Source organism: Aeromonas sp. AE23HZ002T15 (assembly GCF_054165525.2).
Map to the genome: position 1 here is coordinate 847,362 of NZ_CM201342.1, position 19,615 is coordinate 866,976.

General features: G+C 64.0%; 21 protein-coding genes. 13 read left to right on the forward strand and 8 right to left on the reverse strand.

What is annotated here, in order from left to right; translation table 11 throughout:
• Positions 1 to 33 precede the first annotated feature (33 nt).
• From ACT5M9_RS03730 to serA, 3 genes are all read left to right on the forward strand, one after another.
• Positions 34 to 657 (forward strand): 5-formyltetrahydrofolate cyclo-ligase, encoded by a 624-nt coding sequence (locus ACT5M9_RS03730; protein WP_457981586.1) that lies wholly within the window; start codon positions 34 to 36, stop codon positions 655 to 657.
• A gap of 176 nt (positions 658 to 833) precedes the next feature.
• On the forward strand, positions 834 to 1,487 hold the full coding sequence (rpiA, locus tag ACT5M9_RS03735; RefSeq protein ID WP_457981584.1) for a ribose-5-phosphate isomerase RpiA: 654 nt from the start codon (positions 834 to 836) through the stop codon (positions 1,485 to 1,487).
• A gap of 301 nt (positions 1,488 to 1,788) precedes the next feature.
• Entirely contained in the window at positions 1,789 to 3,021 is a 1,233-nt protein-coding gene (serA, locus tag ACT5M9_RS03740) for a phosphoglycerate dehydrogenase (RefSeq protein WP_457981582.1), read from the forward strand.
• 191 nt (positions 3,022 to 3,212) lie between these two features.
• On the opposite strand, the gene ACT5M9_RS03745 is transcribed toward serA, so the two are convergent.
• Positions 3,213 to 3,593, reverse strand: a complete 381-nt coding sequence (locus ACT5M9_RS03745) for a diacylglycerol kinase (RefSeq protein ID WP_438548983.1) — start codon at positions 3,591 to 3,593, stop codon at positions 3,213 to 3,215.
• Positions 3,594 to 3,760: 167 nt separating this feature from the next.
• On the opposite strand from ACT5M9_RS03745, the gene ACT5M9_RS03750 reads away from it, so the two are divergent.
• Entirely contained in the window at positions 3,761 to 4,825 is a 1,065-nt protein-coding gene (locus tag ACT5M9_RS03750; protein WP_457981580.1) for a 3-deoxy-7-phosphoheptulonate synthase, read from the forward strand.
• A 136-nt stretch (positions 4,826 to 4,961) separates the two neighbouring features.
• Here the strand turns inward: ACT5M9_RS03750 and ACT5M9_RS03755 are convergent, their stop codons facing one another.
• The 3 genes from ACT5M9_RS03755 to ACT5M9_RS03765 form a co-directional block, all read right to left on the reverse strand.
• Positions 4,962 to 5,738 (reverse strand): ATP-binding cassette domain-containing protein, encoded by a 777-nt coding sequence (locus ACT5M9_RS03755; protein ID WP_457981579.1) that lies wholly within the window; start codon positions 5,736 to 5,738, stop codon positions 4,962 to 4,964.
• On the reverse strand, positions 5,725 to 6,732 hold the full coding sequence (gene btuC, locus ACT5M9_RS03760; RefSeq protein ID WP_457981578.1) for a vitamin B12 ABC transporter permease BtuC: 1,008 nt from the start codon (positions 6,730 to 6,732) through the stop codon (positions 5,725 to 5,727). The genes ACT5M9_RS03755 and btuC overlap by 14 nt, the downstream gene beginning before the upstream one ends.
• Before the next feature lie 80 nt (positions 6,733 to 6,812).
• The gene (locus ACT5M9_RS03765) at positions 6,813 to 7,562 is read right to left on the reverse strand and encodes a substrate-binding periplasmic protein (protein ID WP_457981577.1); all 750 of its coding nucleotides are present in this window, start codon (positions 7,560 to 7,562) and stop codon (positions 6,813 to 6,815) included.
• A 112-nt stretch (positions 7,563 to 7,674) separates the two neighbouring features.
• Between ACT5M9_RS03765 and ACT5M9_RS03770 the strand changes: the two genes are divergently transcribed.
• The 3 genes from ACT5M9_RS03770 to glgC all read left to right on the forward strand — a co-directional run bounded on the left by ACT5M9_RS03770 (position 7,675) and on the right by glgC (position 10,875).
• Positions 7,675 to 8,031, forward strand: a complete 357-nt coding sequence (locus ACT5M9_RS03770; protein ID WP_100861114.1) for a DMT family protein — start codon at positions 7,675 to 7,677, stop codon at positions 8,029 to 8,031.
• 54 nt (positions 8,032 to 8,085) lie between these two features.
• Positions 8,086 to 9,225, forward strand: coding sequence for a type IVa pilus ATPase TapW (gene tapW / locus ACT5M9_RS03775; protein ID WP_438548978.1), 1,140 nt, complete (start codon positions 8,086 to 8,088; stop codon positions 9,223 to 9,225).
• Positions 9,226 to 9,600: 375 nt separating this feature from the next.
• A complete protein-coding gene (glgC, locus tag ACT5M9_RS03780; RefSeq protein ID WP_457981576.1) occupies positions 9,601 to 10,875 on the forward strand; it encodes a glucose-1-phosphate adenylyltransferase in 1,275 nt (424 codons plus the stop codon).
• Between the two features lie 81 nt (positions 10,876 to 10,956).
• Here the strand turns inward: glgC and ACT5M9_RS03785 are convergent, their stop codons facing one another.
• From ACT5M9_RS03785 to ACT5M9_RS03795, 3 genes are all read right to left on the reverse strand, one after another.
• Positions 10,957 to 11,199 carry a FeoC-like transcriptional regulator gene (locus ACT5M9_RS03785; RefSeq protein WP_438548976.1) on the reverse strand — a complete coding sequence of 81 codons (243 nt, stop codon included), beginning with the start codon at positions 11,197 to 11,199 and terminating at the stop codon, positions 10,957 to 10,959.
• 19 nt (positions 11,200 to 11,218) lie between these two features.
• Entirely contained in the window at positions 11,219 to 13,489 is a 2,271-nt protein-coding gene (gene feoB, locus ACT5M9_RS03790; RefSeq protein ID WP_438548975.1) for a Fe(2+) transporter permease subunit FeoB, read from the reverse strand.
• Positions 13,490 to 13,592: 103 nt separating this feature from the next.
• Positions 13,593 to 13,820: a FeoA family protein gene (locus ACT5M9_RS03795; protein ID WP_100861119.1), complete on the reverse strand. Its 228-nt coding sequence runs from the start codon at positions 13,818 to 13,820 to the stop codon at positions 13,593 to 13,595.
• Between the two features lie 119 nt (positions 13,821 to 13,939).
• Here ACT5M9_RS03795 and ACT5M9_RS03800 point away from each other — a divergent pair, with 119 nt between their 5' ends.
• The 6 genes from ACT5M9_RS03800 to ACT5M9_RS03825 all read left to right on the forward strand — a co-directional run bounded on the left by ACT5M9_RS03800 (position 13,940) and on the right by ACT5M9_RS03825 (position 18,888).
• Complete coding sequence (locus tag ACT5M9_RS03800) at positions 13,940 to 14,269, forward strand: translation initiation factor (protein ID WP_457981574.1); 330 nt, start codon at positions 13,940 to 13,942, stop codon at positions 14,267 to 14,269.
• A 266-nt stretch (positions 14,270 to 14,535) separates the two neighbouring features.
• The gene (locus ACT5M9_RS03805; protein WP_457981572.1) at positions 14,536 to 15,093 is read left to right on the forward strand and encodes a TMEM165/GDT1 family protein; all 558 of its coding nucleotides are present in this window, start codon (positions 14,536 to 14,538) and stop codon (positions 15,091 to 15,093) included.
• A gap of 232 nt (positions 15,094 to 15,325) precedes the next feature.
• Positions 15,326 to 16,264 carry a DUF2157 domain-containing protein gene (locus ACT5M9_RS03810; protein ID WP_457981571.1) on the forward strand — a complete coding sequence of 313 codons (939 nt, stop codon included), beginning with the start codon at positions 15,326 to 15,328 and terminating at the stop codon, positions 16,262 to 16,264.
• 75 nt (positions 16,265 to 16,339) lie between these two features.
• A complete protein-coding gene (locus tag ACT5M9_RS03815; protein WP_457981570.1) occupies positions 16,340 to 17,359 on the forward strand; it encodes a DUF4401 domain-containing protein in 1,020 nt (339 codons plus the stop codon).
• Positions 17,360 to 17,411: 52 nt separating this feature from the next.
• Positions 17,412 to 17,912, forward strand: coding sequence for a GDYXXLXY domain-containing protein (locus tag ACT5M9_RS03820; RefSeq protein ID WP_457981569.1), 501 nt, complete (start codon positions 17,412 to 17,414; stop codon positions 17,910 to 17,912).
• Positions 17,913 to 18,138: 226 nt separating this feature from the next.
• Positions 18,139 to 18,888, forward strand: coding sequence for a substrate-binding periplasmic protein (locus ACT5M9_RS03825; protein WP_457981673.1), 750 nt, complete (start codon positions 18,139 to 18,141; stop codon positions 18,886 to 18,888).
• A gap of 424 nt (positions 18,889 to 19,312) precedes the next feature.
• Here ACT5M9_RS03825 and ACT5M9_RS03830 read toward each other — a convergent pair whose 3' ends face one another.
• On the reverse strand, positions 19,313 to 19,588 hold the full coding sequence (locus ACT5M9_RS03830) for a hypothetical protein (protein WP_457981568.1): 276 nt from the start codon (positions 19,586 to 19,588) through the stop codon (positions 19,313 to 19,315).
• Between the last annotated feature and the right edge of the window lie 27 nt (positions 19,589 to 19,615).

Sequence of the window (19,615 nt, forward strand, 5' to 3'; positions counted from 1 at the left end):
TTTCGCCCTCTTCTTCATCATCAAGGAGCCCCCATGCCGGATACGCAAGCCGCCGCCCCCGACGCGCGCCAGACCCTGCGCCAGCTCATCCGCCAGCGCAGGCAGGACCTGAGTCAGGACGAGCAGCAGGCCGCGGCCCAGCAGCTCGTCGCCCGTTTCAAGGAGCACCCCGAGATCCTGGCGGCCAAGCACATCGCCCTGTATCTCGCCAACGATGGCGAGCTCAACCCCCTGCCCGCCATTCACTGGCTCTGGGCCCGGCAGAAGGAGGTCTATTTGCCGGTGCTGCACCCCTTCACCCCGGGGCATCTCTTGTTCCAGCGTTACACCGCCACCAGTCCCATGCTCCGCAACCGCTTCGGCATCCCGGAGCCCGAGCTCGACATGTCGCAGGTGGTCCCCCACAGCATGCTGGACATCATCTGCACCCCGCTGGTGGCCTTTGACGCTGCGGGCAACCGGCTCGGCATGGGGGGCGGCTATTACGATCGCACCCTCGCCAGCTGGCACGAACACAGGCTGGGCCCCCTGCCGCTCGGCCTCGCCCACGATTGTCAGCAGGTGGATGCGGTGCCCAAGGAGCAGTGGGACGTGCCCCTGCCGCAGATCCTCACCCCGACCCGCTGCTGGGACTTCTCCCGCGTGGATGAGGCGTGATGAGTCACTACCCGACCCTTTTCTGACGAGATGTTCGACTGCCATGGGGCCCCATGACCAATAAACAGGCAAACGATTTACATCTTGAGGGTTTTTGCCCCGGAACGTGAGCGAGGTGGTCGCCCTCGGGGGCGGGCTTGGATATAATGCGCCCGCTTTTTCCATAAGGATCCATCATGACTCAAGATGAAATGAAGAAGGCGGCCGGTTGGGCTGCGCTCGAATACGTGGTCCCCGGCACCATAGTCGGGGTCGGCACCGGCTCCACCGTCAATCACTTCATCGACGCACTGGCGACCATGAAGGATGAGATCAAGGGCGCCGTCTCGAGCTCCGTCGCTTCCACCGAGCGCCTCAAGGGCTTCGGCATCCCAGTGTTCGATCTCAACGAGATCGATGCCCTCTCCGTCTACGTGGATGGCGCCGACGAGATCAACGCCAGCCGCGACATGATCAAGGGCGGTGGCGCCGCCCTGACCCGCGAGAAGATCGTCGCCGCCGTGGCCGACAAGTTCATCTGCATCATCGACAACACCAAGACGGTCCCGGTGCTCGGCACCTTCCCGCTGCCGGTGGAGGTGATCCCCATGGCCCGCGAATACGTGGCCCGCGAGATCAAGAAGCTCGGCGGCAACCCTGTCTGGCGTGAAGGGGTGGTGACCGACAACGGCAACCACATCCTGGACGTCAAAGGCATGGCCATTCACGACGCCAAGGGGCTGGAAGTGCAGCTCAACGCCATTGTGGGCGTGGTCACCAACGGCCTGTTCGCCCACCGCGGTGCAGACGTCGTGCTGATCGGTACCCCGGATGGGGTCGTTACCCAATAAGGCATCTGCCATGGTCGGCGGGATCACCAACTAAGCATCCCCTGTGGCGGAGCCGCTTGCAGCAGCGAGCCCGGAAGACTCCCCTCACAGAGACCAACAGAAACGGCGCCTACTGGCGCCGTTTCTGTTTATGGCTCAACGAGTTGCAAAGTCTCAGCTACAACTATCGTTGAAAACTTCAAAGAATTTGACTTTCGTCACAAATATTCCCTCTCCCGCACGTTTTTGCTACTTTACGGTTTTCTTCACATCGCATACCTGCACCGCTTTTCGCACACATATATAAAACAGAGGGATCGTCATGACAGCCAAGTTTTCGCTGGACAAGGATAAAATCAAGGTGTTGCTGCTGGAGGGAGTCCATCCCAACACGGTGGAGACCTTCCGGGCTGCCGGTTATAGCAACGTGGAGTATCTCAAGACCTCGCTGTCGGAAGAGGATCTGATCGAGCGCATTCGCGACGTGCACTTCGTGGGCCTGCGCTCGCGCACCCAGCTCACCGAGAAGGTGCTGGATGCCGCTGGCAAGCTGGTGGCCATCGGCTGCTTCTGCATCGGCACCAACCAGGTCGCCCTCGACGCCGCCCACGTGCGCGGCATCCCGGTGTTCAACGCCCCCTTCTCCAACACCCGCTCCGTGGCCGAGCTGGTGCTGGGGGAGATACTGCTGCTGCTGCGCGGCATCCCCGAGAAGAACGCCAAGTGCCATCGCGGCGTCTGGGAGAAGCTCGCCAACCGCTCCGTCGAGGCCCGCGGCAAGAAGCTCGGCATCATAGGCTACGGCCACATCGGCACCCAACTTGGCATCATCGCCGAAATGATCGGCATGAAGGTCTACTACTACGACATCGAGAACAAGCTCTCGCTCGGCAACGCCATCCAGGTACCGAACCTGGTGGAGCTGCTCAACATGTCTGACGTCATCAGCCTGCACGTGCCGGAGACCGCCTCCACCAAGGATCTCATCGGTGCCGAGCAACTGCGCATGATGAAACCGGGCGCCGTCTTCATCAACGCCTCCCGCGGTACCGTGGTGGACATCGAGGCCCTGGCGGAAGCCATCAAGAGCGGCCACCTGTCCGGGGCCGCCATCGACGTCTTCCCCGTCGAGCCCAAGTCCAACGACGAGGAGTTTCTGACCCCGCTGCGGGGCCTGGACAACGTGATCCTGACCCCCCACATCGGCGGCTCCACCCAGGAGGCCCAGGAGAACATAGGCCTGGAAGTGGCGAACAAGCTGGTGAAATACTCCGACAACGGCTCCACCCTCTCCGCCGTCAACTTCCCGGAGGTCTCCCTGCCCGGTCACAAGGGCTCCAGCCGCCTGCTGCACATCCACCGCAACCAGCCTGGGGTGATGAACCAGATCAACCAGATCTTCGCCGACGAGGGGATCAACATCGCCGGCCAATACCTGCAGACCAGCAGCCAGATCGGTTACGTGGTGATCGACGTGGAGACGGAGCACAGCGAGAAAGCCCTGACCAAGCTCAAAGAGGTCAGCGGCACCATACGTGCCCGGATCCTGCACTGATAGGCCCTGTATCGGTCCAACAAAAAGCCCGTCACCATGACGGGCTTTTTTATGCCGCAGAACCTAATCCCTGTTAGCTCCCTTCTCCCCTCGCGGGAGAAGGGTTGGGGATGAGGGGGAGAAGAGACCTCCCTCACCCAGCCCTCTCTCGAAGGGAGAGGGAAAATACGATATAGAAAATGAGGCCTGACCTACCACCAGCCCAGCAGATTGCGCCCCACCAGGGCGCCCCACACCAGGGCGTTGAGGGCCAGCGCGATAAAGACGGCGGCGGAGCCGAGATCCTTGGCGCGCCCCGACAGCTCGTGATGCTCGGAGCCGACGCGGTCCACCACCGCCTCGATGGCGGAGTTCAGCACCTCGACGATCACCACCAGCCAGCTGATGCAGATGAGCAGCAGGATCTGGTTCAGGGAGTCACCGAGCCAGCAGGCCAGCGGCATCAACAGCAGGATCAGCACCAGTTCCTGACGGAAGGCCGCCTCGTTGACCCAGGCCGATTTGAGCCCCTTCATGCTGTAACCTGTGGCGTTGATGATGCGGGTGATCCCGGTTGCGCCTGGCTTTGCCACGATAACTACCTCATTTGAAATGGCTTTTGGGTTCACATCCTAGCAGAGCCCGCAATGGTTTCCATCAGGGGGTTTTTGCTTTATTTTATCCCTCTGCCTTTTCGGCACTTCATTTGTCAGGGTTCGTCAGACGACGTCCCACACCACCCACTCGAGAATTGAGTCGTATGTCCATTCACACCGATGAATTGCGCACCCGCCGCCTGGAGTCACTGATCACTCCGAGCGAACTCGCGCACGCCTTCCCCATCAACGACCAGATCGCCCAGAACCTGCTGGACGCCCGCCGGGAGGTGGAAGCCATTCTCGCCGGTGAGGATCAGCGCCTGCTGGTCATCGTCGGCCCCTGCTCCATCCACGATCCCGTCGCCGCCCACGAGTATGCCCAGCGCCTCAACGCCTTGCGCGAGCAGTACAAGCAGAGCCTGTGCATCGTCATGCGCACCTACTTCGAGAAGCCGCGCACCATAGTCGGCTGGAAGGGACTCATCAACGATCCGCGCCTGGATGGCAGCTTCGACGTCAACGAGGGGCTCAAGCTCGCCCGCAAGCTGCTGGTGGACATCAACGCCATCGGCATGCCCACCGCCACCGAGTTCCTCGACATGGTGACCGGCCAGTACATCAGCGACCTCATCACCTGGGGCGCCATCGGCGCGCGCACCACGGAATCCCAGGTGCACCGTGAGATGGCCTCCGCCCTCTCCTGCCCGGTCGGCTTCAAGAACGGCACCGACGGCAACACCCGCATCGCCATCGATGCGGTGCGCGCCGCCCGCCACAGCCACATCTTCTACTCCCCGGACAAGGACGGCAAGATGACCATCTACCGTACCGCCGGCAACCCCTTCGGCCACGTGATCCTGCGCGGCGGCCACCGCCCTAACTACGACACCGCCAGCGTGGACGAGGCGTGCGAGGCGCTGGCCGACGTGGGTCTGCCCGAGCGGCTGGTGGTGGATTTCAGCCACGGCAACAGCATGAAGGATCATCGCCGCCAGCTGCTGGTCGCCCAGGATATCTGCGATCAACTGCGCCGTGGCCGTACCGGCATCGCCGGCATCATGGCCGAGAGCTTCCTGGTGGAGGGGCGTCAGGACGTGGAGAACGGCTGCGCCGCCACCTTCGGCCAGAGCATCACAGACGCCTGTCTCTCCTGGTCCGACACCGAGACCCTGCTGGCCATGCTGGCGGAAGCGGCTCAAGTCCGTTTGACCAAGCAACAGGGCTGAACCTCAGAGAAGTCCCGTGCAAAGGGCCAGACACCGTGGGTGTCTGGCCCTTTCTCTTTTTGTGGCTGGGTTCCCTCGGCCAAGGCTACTCCCTTCTCCTCTCGCGGGAGAAAGGCCGGGAATGGGGGCCAGGCACCTACAGGCTCGGCCTGAACCAGACTCGCCCGTCCGCCTCGATGCGATCCGTTCTTATCTGGAACACCCGTGCCAGCAGATCCTGATCGATGATCTCCACCCCGCCCTCAGCCACCAATGCCCCCTGCTGCAGGCAGAGGATGCGATCCGCCCAGTCGATGGCGAGGTTGATGTCGTGGATGGCGAGCACCACCAGCAGCCCCTGCCTAGAGAGTCGCTTTAGCAACCGCAGCAGGGCCAGCTGGTGATGCAGGTCCAGCCCGGCCAAGGGTTCGTCCAGCAGCAGCACCCGCCCCGCCGGGTTGAGCCCTGGCCAAATCTGCAGCAGGGTGCGAGCGATCAGCACCCGCTGCTGCTCACCGCCGGAGAGGCGGCTGAAGTCCCGTGCCAGAAGCGCATCGAGCTCGAGCTCCCGGCACAGGGCCAGCACCGCCTGGTTGCGGGCGTCGGGATCGTCCGCCTCGTCCAGCCCCAGGCTCAGCACCTGGAATACCGGGATATGAAACAGCTGGGGTTGACGCTGGGGCAGCATGGCCCGCCGCCTGGCGAGCTCCGGCCAGCTCATGTCCGAGATGGATTGCCCCTCGAGCAGCACCTCCCCCTGCCCAGGCAGGAGGCCGGCCAGGGCGCCGAGCAGGGTCGACTTGCCGCTGCCGTTGGGGCCGAGCAGGGCCACCAGCTGGCCGTCGGCCCAGCCCAGATCCAGGGGGGCAAGCCGTGCCGGGATGGCCAGGGCACGGGCTGCCAGCACCGGCGAGGGAGCATTAACGGGAGACATCGGCATCTTGCCTCAACAACAGGTAGATAAAGAGCGGCGCCCCCACCGAGGCGGTGATGACCCCTATGGGGAGCTCGCCGGCGCTCAGGGCCGAGCGGGCGATGAGATCGGCGCCGAGCAGCAGGGCGCCGCCCCCGAGGGCCGAGGCGGGCAAGAGGAAGCGCTGATCGCTGCCTCCACACAGCCGCAGCAGATGGGGCACCACCAGGCCGACGAAGCCGATGACACCGCACAGGGCGACCGCGAGACCGGTGAGCAGGCAGACCGCCAGCACCAGTTGCACCCGCACCCTGTCCACGTCCAGCCCCATCAGGCGAGCCTGGGTCTCCCCCAGCAGCAGCTGTTGCAGGGCCCGCCCCTGCAGGCAGAGCCAACCCAGGGTCAGCGGCAGCACCAGCCACCACCAGGCGAGTTGCTGACTGCCATAGGAGAGGCTGCCCATCATCCAGAACATGAATTCCCGCAGGGAGGCGTCATCGGCGAAATACATCAGCCAGGTCATGGCGGCGTTGGTGAGGATACCGATGGCGACCCCGAACAGCAGCAAGCGGGTGTGGCCGAGACGGGCCCGGTGCGCCAGCCGGATCAGCATCATGGTCACCACCAGAGCGCCGCCGAAGGCGGCGAGGGAGAGTCCCCAGCCCGGCAGATAGACCCCGAGGGATCTGGCCACCACCATGGCCACCATGGCCGCGAGTCCTGCGCCGCTCGAGACGCCGAGCAGGCCGGGCTCCGCCACCGGGTTGTGCAGCATCACCTGCAGCACGGCACCGCCACAGGCGAGCGCCGCCCCCGCCAGCAGGGCCAGCAGGGCGCGGGGCAGACGCAAGTCCAGCAGGATGCGTTGCTCCAGCTCGCTCAGGGGGTGCCAGGGCAACAGCAGAAACTCCCCCCAGGCCAGGGAGAGTAGGAACAGGGAGAGGGTGAGCAGCAGCAGGGCGAGCAGCCAATAACGCTGCCAGCGCTGCTGGCGATGGATGAGAGCGAGATACAAGCAGGATCCCCGATGAGAGAGGTGCGACCCAAAACGGGCCGCCAACAGGGTGCATGATAACAGCGCCAGGCCACCCGAGGTCAAGGCTGGTAGGGCTTGGCCAGCGTCCCTATCTCGCCGCTGATGACCATCTCGTGCAGGGCCTTCGCCAGCACGGGCCCGAGGCCGTGATGGGGTGAGCGCTTGCTGATGCCGAGGTAGAGCACCACGGGGGATGGCGGCAGGTAATCCGCCTTGACCAGGGCACCGGCATTGCGCCGACTCAGGGCGTAATCCACCTGGCAGTCGGTGCCTATCATCAGCGGCAGGTGGCCGCGCTCCACCATGCGCTGCAACTGGGCCTCGGTCGGCACGCCGTGCTTGTCTATCCCGAGGTCCTCATCGAAGGGGGCGAAATAGGCCGAATTGAGCACATAACCCACCTCGCGCCCGCGCAGATCCTCGTAATCCTTGATGCCGGCCACGGCCCTGGCCTTGCCGTAGAACGCCGGGTTGCACTGGTAATAGGCCGGTTGCAGGTAATCGATGAAAACGGCGCGCTCCGGGGTCTTGGCGAGCCCTATCATGAGATCGGCCTGACCGGTCTGCATCTGTTTGAGGGCTCGCCCCCAGGGCACCCGCTTGAGTTCGAGGCTGACGCCGCTGCGGGCCTGCAAGCGGCGCAAGATGTCGATATCCAGGCCGTAAAACTTCCCATCCTGCGCCAGCATGCGAAAGGGGGGCCACACATCCGTCGCCACCGTCAGGGTCGGCGCGCCGTTTGCCATCGAGGCAAGGGGCGCCATGCAGGCAAACAGCAGACCAAGCACTCCCCAGCTTGTCTTGCCCATCCATTCCAGCCTTATGTTGCTTCATCCTTGTGGGGTAAAAATACCCTCAAGCCCCACTTATGGAAACCCACCCTCTCGAGATAAAATGCGATTGATTTTAAAGGAGAACCTAATGAACCCTATCGTCACCAGCATTGGCCTGTTGATCTGCAGCAACGTCTTCATGACCTTCGCCTGGTATGCCCATCTCAAGAGCATGAACCACAAGCCCTGGATCATCGCCGCCCTCATCAGCTGGGGTATAGCCCTGTTTGAATATCTGTTGCAGGTACCCGCCAACCGCATCGGCCATACCGTGCTGTCGGTGGGTCAGCTCAAGATCCTGCAGGAGGTGATCACCCTCACCGTCTTCGTCCCCTTCTCCATCTTCTATCTGAAAGAGGATCTGAAATGGGACTACCTCTGGGCCGGCCTCTGCATCCTGGGGGCAGTATTTTTTGTGTTTCGCGAGAAACTCACCGGCATCTGACCGGATACACTCAACCACATCTTCCCCATCGCATCTTTTTGAGTGAGAGGCCCCATGGAATTGCGAGACATGCTACAGACGCTGGCCAAACAGGATGGCTCAGACCTCTATCTCTCCACCGGCGCCCCCCCCTGCGCCAAGTTCAACGGCGCCCTGCGCCCCTTGAGCGAGACCCCACTCGGACCGGGTGAGGTGGCGAAGATTGCCGACGACATCATGGATGGGGAACAGAAGCAGCAGTTCGAGAAGGAGCTGGAGATGAACCTCGCCATCTCCCTGCCCCAGATTGGCCGCTTTCGCATCAACATCTTCAAGCAGCGCAACGAAGTCTCCCTGGTGGCGCGCAACATCAAGACGGAGATCCCCCGTTTCGAGGATCTGAAACTCCCCCCCGTGCTGCTCGACACCATCATGGAGAAGCGCGGACTGGTGCTGTTCGTCGGCGGCACGGGCTCGGGTAAATCGACGTCGCTGGCGGCCCTCATCGACCATCGCAACCGCAACCACAGCGGCCACATCATCACCATCGAGGATCCGGTGGAGTTCGTCCATCGCCATCGCAAGAGCATCATCAACCAGCGGGAGGTGGGGGTGGACACCCGCAGCTTCCACGCCGCCCTGAAGAACACCCTGCGCCAGGCCCCGGATGTGATCCTCATCGGCGAGATCCGCGATCGCGAGACCATGGAGCACGCCCTCGCCTTCTCCGAGACCGGGCACCTGGCCATCTCCACCCTGCACGCCAACAACGCGAACCAGGCGCTGGATCGCATCATCAACTTCTTCCCCGAGGAGCGCAGGCCCCAGCTGCTCAACGATCTGGGCAACAACCTGCAGGCCTTCGTCTCCCAGCGGCTGGTGAAGACCCTGGATGGCGGGAGACGGGCGGCGGTGGAGATCATGCTCGGCACCCACACCATCCGGGATCTCATCAAGCGCGGGGAGTTTGGCAGCCTCAAGGAGGTGATGGAGAAGTCCCAGGCCCTCGGCATGGTCACCTTCGACAATGCCCTGTTCGATCTGGTGGTGGAGGGGGTCATCGACGACGAGGAGGCGGTGAAGAATGCCGACTCCCAGAACAACCTGCGCCTCAAGATCAAGCTGTGGCGGGAGAAGGGGCAGATAGTCCAGAGCCCGGCCGCCAGCAGTTGGAGCCTGGAGCCCACCAAGGACGGCCAGCAGGATCCCTTCTAGTCGGGCCCATTGGCAGATAAAGATGTCACCGAGATATTGAAAGGGAGCCGAGATGGCTCCCTTTTCATCGATCGTAGTGGGATCACGGGGAGCCCCTTGTCAGCCCCGCCCACTCCGGTTCTACCCTCCCCGGGCAAGATCCCTCTCGTTTCCCACCGGCCGGCTCCCCCAGGTTGAGGCTTGCCGCACCGCCAGCCCCAGGCTGGGCCTGGCTCTCATCTCCCGCCTCTCCTCGTTTCTCCCCTGCTCTGGCCGCGCTGGCCGCTCAAAACAAACTCATTTGCACCCCGGTAAAGCGAAATCGTGATTAGCGGCACTAACTCGCCAGTGGAAAACAGGCATTATCACTAATGATAGATCTAACAGGAGTGTTAAATGTTGTTATCGCCCAACAATACAGCAAAATCACGACAGTTATTGAATGAAACCATGGCTCTCGTCCTCGCCGGAGGACGGGGCTGCGGCCTGCATCAGTTGACGGACAGCCGGGCGCTGCCTGCGGTACACTTCGGCGGCAAGTTCCGCATCATCGACTTCGTCCTCTCCAACTGCGTCAACTCGGGCATTCGCCGGATCGGGGTCATCACCCAGTACAAATCCCACAGCCTGCTGCGCCACCTGCAATCGGGCTGGTCCTTCCTGCGCTATCAGATGCATGAGTTCATCGAGCTGATGCCTGCCCAGCAACGGGTGGACGAGGTGCACTGGTATCGCGGCACCGCAGACGCCGTCTATCAGAATCTGGACATCATCCGCGAGCACGCCCCCAAGTATGTGGTAGTGCTCGCGGGGGATCACATCTACAAGATGGACTACACCGCCATGCTGCTGGATCACGTCAAGCTGGGGGCCAGGGTGACGGTGGCCAGCATAGAAGTCCCCCGTCAGGAGGCGAGCGCCTTCGGCGTGATGACCCAGGGGGAGGATCGCAGGATAGAGAGCTTCATCGAGAAACCCGCCCAGCCCGCCCCCATGCCGGGCAGGCCCGACAGCGCCCTGGCCTCCATGGGGCTCTACATCTTCAATGCCGACTACCTCTACCAGTTGCTGGAGGCGGATCTCGCCGATCCTCACTCTCACCACGACTTTGGCCGGGACGTGATCCCGAAGGCGGTCAGGGAGGGGGTCGCCTACGCCCACCCGTTCGCCGACTCCTGCGTCGGCGCCAGCGCGCAGCAGCGCCCCTACTGGCGCGATGTCGGCACCCTGGATGCCCTGTGGGAGGCCAACATGGATCTGACCTCCGTCACCCCTGAGCTGGATGTCTACGATCAGGACTGGCCTATCTGGACCAGCCAGAAGATGCTGCCCCCCGCCAAGTTCGTGCAGGATCGCCACGGCCAGCACGGCATGGTGATCAACTCCCAGCTGGCCGGCGGCACCATAGTCAACGGCTCCTTCATCCTGGACTCCGTGCTCTTCCCCAACGTGCGGGTCGACTCCTGCTGCACTCTGGAGCAGGCGGTGATCTTCCCCCAGGTCGAGATAGGGGCCGGCTGCCGGCTGCACCGCGTCATCATCGACAAGGGCTGTACCCTGCCGGAGGGGCTGGTGGTCGGGGAGAACGCCGACGAGGACAGCCGCCGCTTCCATCGCACCGGGCAGGGGGTCGTGCTGGTGACCCGGGAGATGCTGGCCAGGCTGGGATAAGCCCCACCTCGGGCACACAGCGTCACAGAAAACGAAGAACCCGCCAGCGGCGGGTTCTTTTTGATGGGGTGAGCGGCAGGCTCAGCGCTTTTGTATCAACCCAATCTGGCCGGGTTCACACCACTCGAACATCACCTCCTGACTCTTGCCGCAGCAGGAGCCGCCGCACACCTGAGTCTCCCGCTTGGCGACGCGCCCCTTGCGCATCCAGACCCCGAGCATGGCCTCCACTGCATCTTCCGAGGTGTGGAAGTGGCGGGCCAGCTCCCGCCGGCTCACCCTCTGCTGGGTGGCGAGGTAATCCCCCAGTTCTCGCAGTATCATGCTTCTACCTCCTCTCGACTCACAGGGCCATCACCTTGCGGCCCGCGATGTCGCCATGACGGCGACCGAGCCACCAGAGCAGCGCCAGGGAGAGGCCATAGAAGGCCAGCCACAGCAGGCTCTGCTCCGGGTGGGCGGCAAAGGTGGCCAGCTGATAGAAGACGGTAGCGCACATGAAGGCCAAGTAGTTGCACCAGGCGGCGGTGAACAGGGCCCACTGACGGCCGGTTTCCCGCACCAGGGCGCCCATGGCGGCGGCGCAGGGCATGTAGAGCAGCACGAACAGCAGGTAGGCGAAGGCGCCGGCCACACCGTCGAAGTGGGTCTGCATGTTGCCATAGGTGGAGGTGTCCACCTCCTGCTCCTCGGCCGCGACCTGCTGGTTCTCCAGATCCCCGACCTTGATCCCCATTGGATCGGTCGGATCGATACCGGCGAGGTTCGCAGGTATGGTCGCCAGCGCCTCCTGCAGGCTGCCGAGCAGGGAGTACTCGCTCTCCTCCTCATCCCCGGCGCCACCGGCGTAGAGGCTGTTGAGGGTGGCCACCACGGCCTCCTTGGCGAAGATGCCGGTGAGGATGCCGACCGTCGCCTGCCAGTTCTCTTCCCGCACGCCTATGGGGTGCAGCACTGGGGTCACCGTCTGGCTGAGCTTGCTCAGCACGGAGTTCTCCTTGTCCTGGTTGCCGAAGCTACCGTCTGTGCCCAGCGAATTGAGCACGCTCAGCACGGCCACCATCAGCACTATGGTCTTGCCCGCGCCGAAGATGAAGGCCTTGAGCTTTTGCCAGGTGCGCAGTCCCACGTCCACCGGACGGGGCCACTCGTAGTCCGGCATCTCCATCACCATGGAGTCGCTCTTGCCCGGCAGCAGGGTGCTGCGCAGGAAGAGGCCGGTGAGTACCGCCGCCAGTATGCCGATGAGGTAGAGGCCGAACACCAGGTTCTGGCCCGACGCCGGGAAGAAGGCCACCGCGAACAGGGCGTAGACCGGCAGGCGCGCGCCGCAGGACATGAAGGGGGCCATGGCCGAGGTCATCAGCCGCTCCCGCTCCGAGTTGAGGGTACGGGTCGCCATCACCGCCGGCACCGTGCAGCCGAAGCCCATCAGCATGGGCACGAAGGCCTTGCCGGGCAGACCGAGACGGCGCATCAGGGCATCCACCACGAAGGCGGCGCGGGCGAGGTAGCCCGAGCTCTCCAACACGGCGAGGAAGAGGAACAGACAGCCCACCACGGGGATGAAGGTCGCCACCGTCTGCAGACCGGCGCCTATGCCATCCCCCAGCACCGCATCCAGCCAGGCAGGGGCACCCACCAGGCCGAGCAGATGGTGCACCCCGTCCACGAACAGGGCCGCCCCCATGATGTCGAAGAAATCGATGAAGGCGCTGCCCACATTGATGGCGAACATGAACATCAGGTACATCACCAACAGGAAGAAGGGGATGCCAATCCAGCGGTTGAGCAGCACCTTGTCCAGCCACTCGCTCTGGGCGATGGTGAGCTTGCCCTTCTGCTTGCACGCCTGCTGGCACCAGTGATGGATGTGACCGTAGCGCAGATCGGCCAGTTGCAGGTCGATGTCCTGGGCGCCATGGGCCCGGTTGACCAAGTTGCCGACGGCGGCCTGCTGGCCGGCCAGCACCGTCTCCTGCATGGCGTCATCTTCTTCCAGCAGGCGCAGGGCGCGGCCACGGGGGCTCAGATGATGGGGGGCGAGCAGGGTCTCGAGTTCTGCTATGTCGGCTTCCAGCGGCTGACCATAGTCGAGCACCAGGGCCGGCGCCGCCTTGCCGATGAAGGTCTGGATCTGCCCCTTGAAGGCCGCCACCTGCTGGCGGTTGTGGGCAGAGAGCGACACCACGGGGCAACCCAGGGCCTCGCTCAGCAGGGATTCATCTATGGTGACGCGGCGCTTTTGCAGCAGATCCATCTTGTTGAGCACCACCACCATGGGCAGGCCCAGCTCACGCAGTTGCAGGGTGAGGTAGAGGGAGCGCTCCAGGTTGGCGGCATCGATGACGTTGAGCAGCAAGTCGGGCTGCTGCCCCTCGACGAAGCGGCTGGCGATCTGCTCGTCCAGGCTCGCCTCCTGATTGGCGAGGGCATAGATGCCGGGCAGGTCCATCAATTGGTAGTCGTGATCCCCTGCGGAGAACTCGCCCATCTTCTTGTCGACGGTGACCCCGCTCCAGTTGCCTACCTGCTGGCGGGCACCGGTGAGGGCGTTGAACAGGGATGTCTTGCCGCTGTTGGGATTGCCGACGGTGACCAGGTTGTAGCTCATACCGGTTCCACCTCGATTCGATGATTCAGGCTCTTTTGCTGTGAGTGGCTCATGGTGCTTCCGCCTCGATAGGTTGAACCGGACTCTTTCGCTGCAAGTAGGTTCATACCGGCTCCACCTCGATTTGCTGTGCCAGGCTCTTTTGCATGGAGAGACAGATGCCCTGGCACTGGATCTGAAGCGGGTCCCCGAGGGGCGCCGCCCGCAGGAAGATGACCTCGGTCTGGGGCAAGAGCCCCATCACCATCAACTTGCGTCGCAGCGGGCGCGTCAACTGATTCATGTTCTTGATGCGGGCGCTCTGCCCCGGCGACAACTGCGTGAGTACCATGACGGACCCCTGATGAGAAACAAGAATAATTCGCTTTTAGTCGGGGAATTATAAGCTGTGCCCCCAACATTTATTTGCGTAAAATCAAACTCCCCTCAGCTAATCCACAAAGAACAGCCATGACCCCAGACAACAACAGCCGCCTGGTTTACAGCACGGATGGCGGCATGCTCAAAGAGCAGACCAGCCCCCAAAGCCCCTCCCCCTTCCCCGCCGACGGCACCGTTCGCATTCGCCGCGAGACCAAGGGACGCAAGGGCGCCGGCGTCATCACCATCCACGGCGTGCCGCAGGATCAGCAGAAAACCATCGCCACCCTGCTCAAGAAAAAATGCGGCACCGGCGGGGGTCTGAAGGAGGGGATCATCGAGATCCAGGGTGACAAACGGGACTTGATCAAGGCCGAACTGGAGAAGGCAGGCTTCAGCGTCAAGCTGGTCGGCGGCTGATGCCCCGGTTTTCGCCCTTGTTTCGCCCCCCCTTTTTCCCTAGAATGCCCGCTCCCATCGAGGGGGAGTAGTCTCGCGGTCGGCCCGGCGTTTCGCCAGCCCAGACTCGCGATCCTGATCAACACACTTGGTGCCAACTCACCATGGTCAGGATGATCCGGGCAATGCCGGATTTGACAAGACCTTTGACGGGCCAGTGCCAATACCGGGGACGGATGGCGCAGGCTTGTCTCAGGTATAACAATTCCGTCCCCCGGTTATTTTTTATGGAAGCCTTGTTGACCTCAACCCTGAGCGTGGCCATCGCCGAAATCGGCGACAAGACCCAGCTCCTGGCGTTGCTGCTTATCTGTCGTTTCAAGAAACCCTGGCCCATCATCGCCGGCATGCTGGTGGCGACCCTGCTCAACCACGCGGGGGCCGCCTGGATTGGGGAATTCATCAGCCGCTGGCTGGACCCCAGGATCATGACCTGGCTGGTGGCCGGTGCCTTCATCGCCATGGCAATCTGGATCCTGGTGCCGGACAAGATGGACGACGAGGAGAGCTCCCTCGACAAATACGGCCCCTTTATGGCCACCTTCGTGCTCTTCTTCATCGCCGAGATTGGGGACAAGACCCAGATAGCCACAGTGCTGCTGGCGGCAAAGTACGACTCCCTCACCCAGGTGATCGCCGGCACCACCCTCGGCATGATGCTGGCAAACGTGCCCGTGGTGCTGCTCGGCAAGCTCGGCGCCGACAGGCTGCCCCTCAAGGGCATACGCATCGCCTGCGCCATCCTCTTCGTCGGGCTCGGGGCCAGCACCCTTATCTTCGTCTGATTGGCCCCATAAAGGTGGGGAGGTCAGCGTGAGCACTGACTTACCTCGCCAGAGCGCCAACCTCATCAAGCCCCGATCCGAGATCGGGGCTTTTTCATGCCCCAAAGGCGCCCAGCCCTCTCTGGCGTGCGTCAGCCTTGTCGCACCCACTCAGGCGGGGCCTGCCCCGGCGCGCCACGCCGTGCCATAATGCGACAAACACAAGGACAGACAGGCACTTGGGAGCCCAGCCATGCATTTTACCTCAAGACAAACCCTGCTCGACTGGGTCAGACGAGGCCGCCTCGCCCCCGAGCGGCTGCCGGCGGCCCTCGCGCTGCTGGATCTGCCCCCCAGCGTGCAGCGTTGGCAGTGGCTGTTCGACCGGCTGCTGCTCTGGCTCGGCAGCCTCTGCCTCGGCGCCGGACTGGTGTTCTTCGTCGCCTTCAACTGGCAGGAGCTGGGGCGCCTGTCCCGCCTCGCCCTGCTGGAGCTGCCCCTGCTCGCCATGCTGGTGCTGCTGTGGAAGCGGCCCATGACGGGGGGCGCGCGCCAGGCCCTGCTACTGGCCATCGCCCTCAATATCGGTGCCCTGCTGGCCCTGGTGGGTCAGACCTACCAGACCGGCGCCGATCCCTGGCAGCTGTTTGCCACCTGGGCCCTGTTGCTCGTCCCCCTGGCGGCGCTCGGCACCAGCCCGCTGCTCTGGACCCTCTGCTGGCTGCTCGGCCAGCTGGCCCTGGTGCTCTACTGGCGCCTCGGCCTGTTCGACTTTTTCTTCGCCTTCAACGAGGAGGCCCTCGGCTGGAGCCTCTCCCTGTTCAACCTCGCCCTCTGGGGCGCCCTCATCCCGGCACCCGCCCGTTGGGGGCTGATGCCCTCCTGGCTGGCGGGGCTGGCCGCCGGCCTTGGCATCACGCTGCTGGCCCTGCTGGCCCTGTTCGATGCCGCCTCCCCCTGGGTCTGGCCCCTCTGGCTCGGCTGGCTCGCTGCCGCCTACCTGCGCTGGCATGGGCGCTTCATCGCCGGCCTCGCCATGGGGTGCCTGAGCCTCATCGCCGTCATCCTGGCGGCGCTCGGCAAGTGGATGGAGCCAGACATCAACGGCTTCCTGCTGCTGAGCCTCATCGCCATCGGGCTCTCGGTCGCGGCCAGCCGCTGGTTGCAACAACAAAGGAGGCTCCATGGCTGAGTTCACTTGGCCCCCCTTGCTCCCCACCCATGAGGCGTCGGGCACGCCAGATGCGATTACCCCGGAGGAGACATCATGGTCGAACTGACCCCCTGGCAGCAGCTGCAGGCCGCCCAGCTCGTCGAGGGGGATGCCCCCAGAGATGAACAACCCCACTGGTCGAGCCGTTTCCTGCTCGGCGTGGTGGGCTGGCTCGCCGCCCTCTTCCTGCTGTTCTTCCTCTTCATGGCGCTGGAGTCCTGGATCCAGGAGGCCAATCACGCCCTCGCCACCGGCGCCGTGCTCATGATGGCCGCCCTAGGCCTCAACCGCAGCACCCGGCACGGCCCCCAGGCCAGCGATCTGCGGGATCAGTTCGTGCTGGCCCTGGCGCTGGCAGCGGATGCCTGGCTGCTCTATGGCCTGCTGGACAGGCTGGATCTGGACTCGGCCCCCCTCTGGTTCGGCCTCACCCTGCTCGCGCTGGTGATCGCCGCCCTGTTCGAGCACTGGCTGGTGCGGCTGTTCCACAGCTTCGCCGGCGCCATCCTGCTCGCCCTGGGGCTCGCCTGCCTCGGCCTGCAACTGCTGGCCCTGCCGCTGGTGATGGCCGCCCTCGCCGCCTGCTGGCTGCAGGCCGAACACGACCCCAGGCGCCATCAGCTCTACGAGTCCCTGACCCTGGGGCTGGCCCTCTCCCTGCTGGTGCTGGGCCGCCTGCACCACCCGCTCTGGGACGGCGGCGCCAGCGTGCTCGACGAGCTCGGCGGCTCCCGCCTGCCCCTCTGGCTCAATCCCCTGCTCTGCGCCGCCCTGCTGCTCGGAGTCATGGTGCGGCTCAAGCTGCCCCTGCTCTATGCCTTGCCGCTGGTGCTCATCAGCGCCATCATCCCCGGCATGGGGGCCGGCGCCCTGGTGCTGGTGCTCGGCTTCTATGGCGGGAGCCTCGGGCTCATGACCCTGGCGGGCCTGCTGTTGCTGGGCTTTGGCTCCCTCTATTACTACGATCTGGGGCTCACCCTGATGACCAAGTCCTGGCTGTTGCTGGGATCGGGGGTTTTGCTGCTCGGCGCCCGCCAGCTGTTGAAACGGCTCGGTGCGAGGAAAACATCGTGAAAAAGTTAAACATCGAGATGAGACATCACACACCCACCAGCAGGAGCCCGGCATGAAGCGTCTCGCACTGCTACTGACCGGCCTCGCCATCCTGGCGGGCATCAATCTCAGCGTCTGGCGCTTCGAGCGCGCCATGGCGAGCGGCGAGGTGGTCTTGCTGGCCCTGGCGCCGGTCGATCCCCGCTCCCTGATGCAGGGAGACTATATGCGCCTGAACTATGCGCTGGCCCGCGAACTGGTGGGGCTGGAACGGGACAAAGCGGCGGCCGTCGATACCCTGGTCATCCGCCTCGATGAGCATCAGGTGGCTCACTGGGTGGAGGGGGGCAAACCGGACGCGCTGGGGGCCGATGAACGCCTGCTGCGGGTGCGCAAGCAGGAGAGCCAGTGGCGCATCGGGCCGGACGCCTACTTCTTCGAGGAGGGGACGGGGGAGCAGTTCGAGGCGGCCCGCTACGGGGAGTTCAGGCTGCAGGCCGACGGCTCCACCCTGCTGGTGGGACTGCGGGACGAGGCCTTCCAGCCCATAGGCCCCAGCCGGGCGGCCTGGTAGGCCGTCCGAACTTGCGCCCCCTGCCCACCGACAGGGGGCGCCGCCCCTTCGCTCCCGCCATTTCTCTCTGCATCCCCCTTCATCGGCCTCCCTCCGTCGCCACCAGCCGTTGCCGTCACCCCACCTCCCCCTCCATAACGGGTGGCGAAAGCCCGGGACTTGGCAACACTTGATGGGGATACCCCGCATCAGGATGGTCTGGATGAGAACAGCAACCTCAGTGGTCATGGGCGCAGCACAGCTCCTGCTCCCCCTATCGCTCCTGCTCGGCCAGGCCCAGGCCAGCCCGGCCCTCGGCCAGCTGCACTACCTCACCGAGGAGTACAAACCCTATAACTTCAGCGATGAGAAGGGGGCCCCCACCGGCCTCGCCGTCGAGCTGCTGCAACTGGTGTGGCAGAAGACCAATACCCCGCCCCAGCCCATCACCATGCTGCCCTGGGCCAGGGGCTACTACCTGCTGACCCAGAAACCCAACGCCGTACTCTTCTCCACCGCCCGCACCGAGGCCCGCAGCCCCTTGTTCAAGTGGGCCTGCCCCATCGGCTACGCCGAGATCGTGCTGATGGGGCTCGCCGGGCGGGATATCAAGATCCGCAAGCTGGAAGATGCCCAGGGCTACACCATAGGTGCGGTGCGCACCGACGTGGGGGAGCAGCTCTTGCTCAACAACGGTTTCGACGAGCAGAAGATCATGAGTGCCAACCGCCTCTCCCAGGCCCTGCGCATGCTCACCTCGGGCCGGGTCGATCTCGTCTCCACCAATAGAACCACCATGCAGGATCTGATCGCCGCCCAGCAGCTGGATCCCGTCCAGTTCACCGTGAGCTGGGTGCTGAGTTCGGAGCAGTTCTGCTACGCCTTCAGCCACCCGGTGGACGATGCCCTGGTCAAAGAGTTCCAGCACGGCCTGACCCAGGTGCTGGCGAGCAGCGACTTTCGGCAGTTGCAGGCCAAATACTTCCCCCTCCCCTAGCCCTCGGCACCACCGAGATGCCCCGCACCCAGCCAGCCCATAAGCGGCACCCACGGGAGCGGGATCGGCCGTTCATCTGCCCACGCACGCGACCGCCCCCAACGAGAAGCCATTAGCCAAGGGCAAGGGGCAGCTGTCCCGCCCGGCACCTATCGGCCATCACGGGGTGCGATCGGTAAAAGAAGGAAACATGGCTGGCACATGGGTAGCGAGAAGCTGGACACATAGCGTTGAAGCCCCCGGGCGGCAGGTGGCGCCGAGAGAGTGCGGGCAGGGCGGGAATGCCGGCAAGGGATCGGGTTGGGGGAAGAGTGGAGAGAGTGAGGGAGCGTGCAAGGCGGGCGGCCACGTGATAGGCCAGGGCCCGCAACCACCGAGGATCATGGCACCCGACGGCTATGCCGCCCCCATGCTTAATCCCCCATCATTTGACCCGCATCAACCGGTGGCTGATGGCCCCCACGGGGAGCTCGATGGCCTGGGAGGGCTGCATCTCGTCCACCCGGCGCAGCATGGCTCCGTCGTAGCCCTTGCCCACCATCCACTGCATGGGCTCCTCGAAGCTTCCCTCGTTGACGATGAAGGTGTCGGTGTGGGTGTCGTGCAAGATGCTGACAACCCAGATCCGCTGCTGGAACTCCATCAGATCGGCGGCTTTCGCCACCAGGGCGCGCACCGCGCCCATCACGCCATTTGCCATGTTCGAGACTGCCTGTGATGAAAAGAT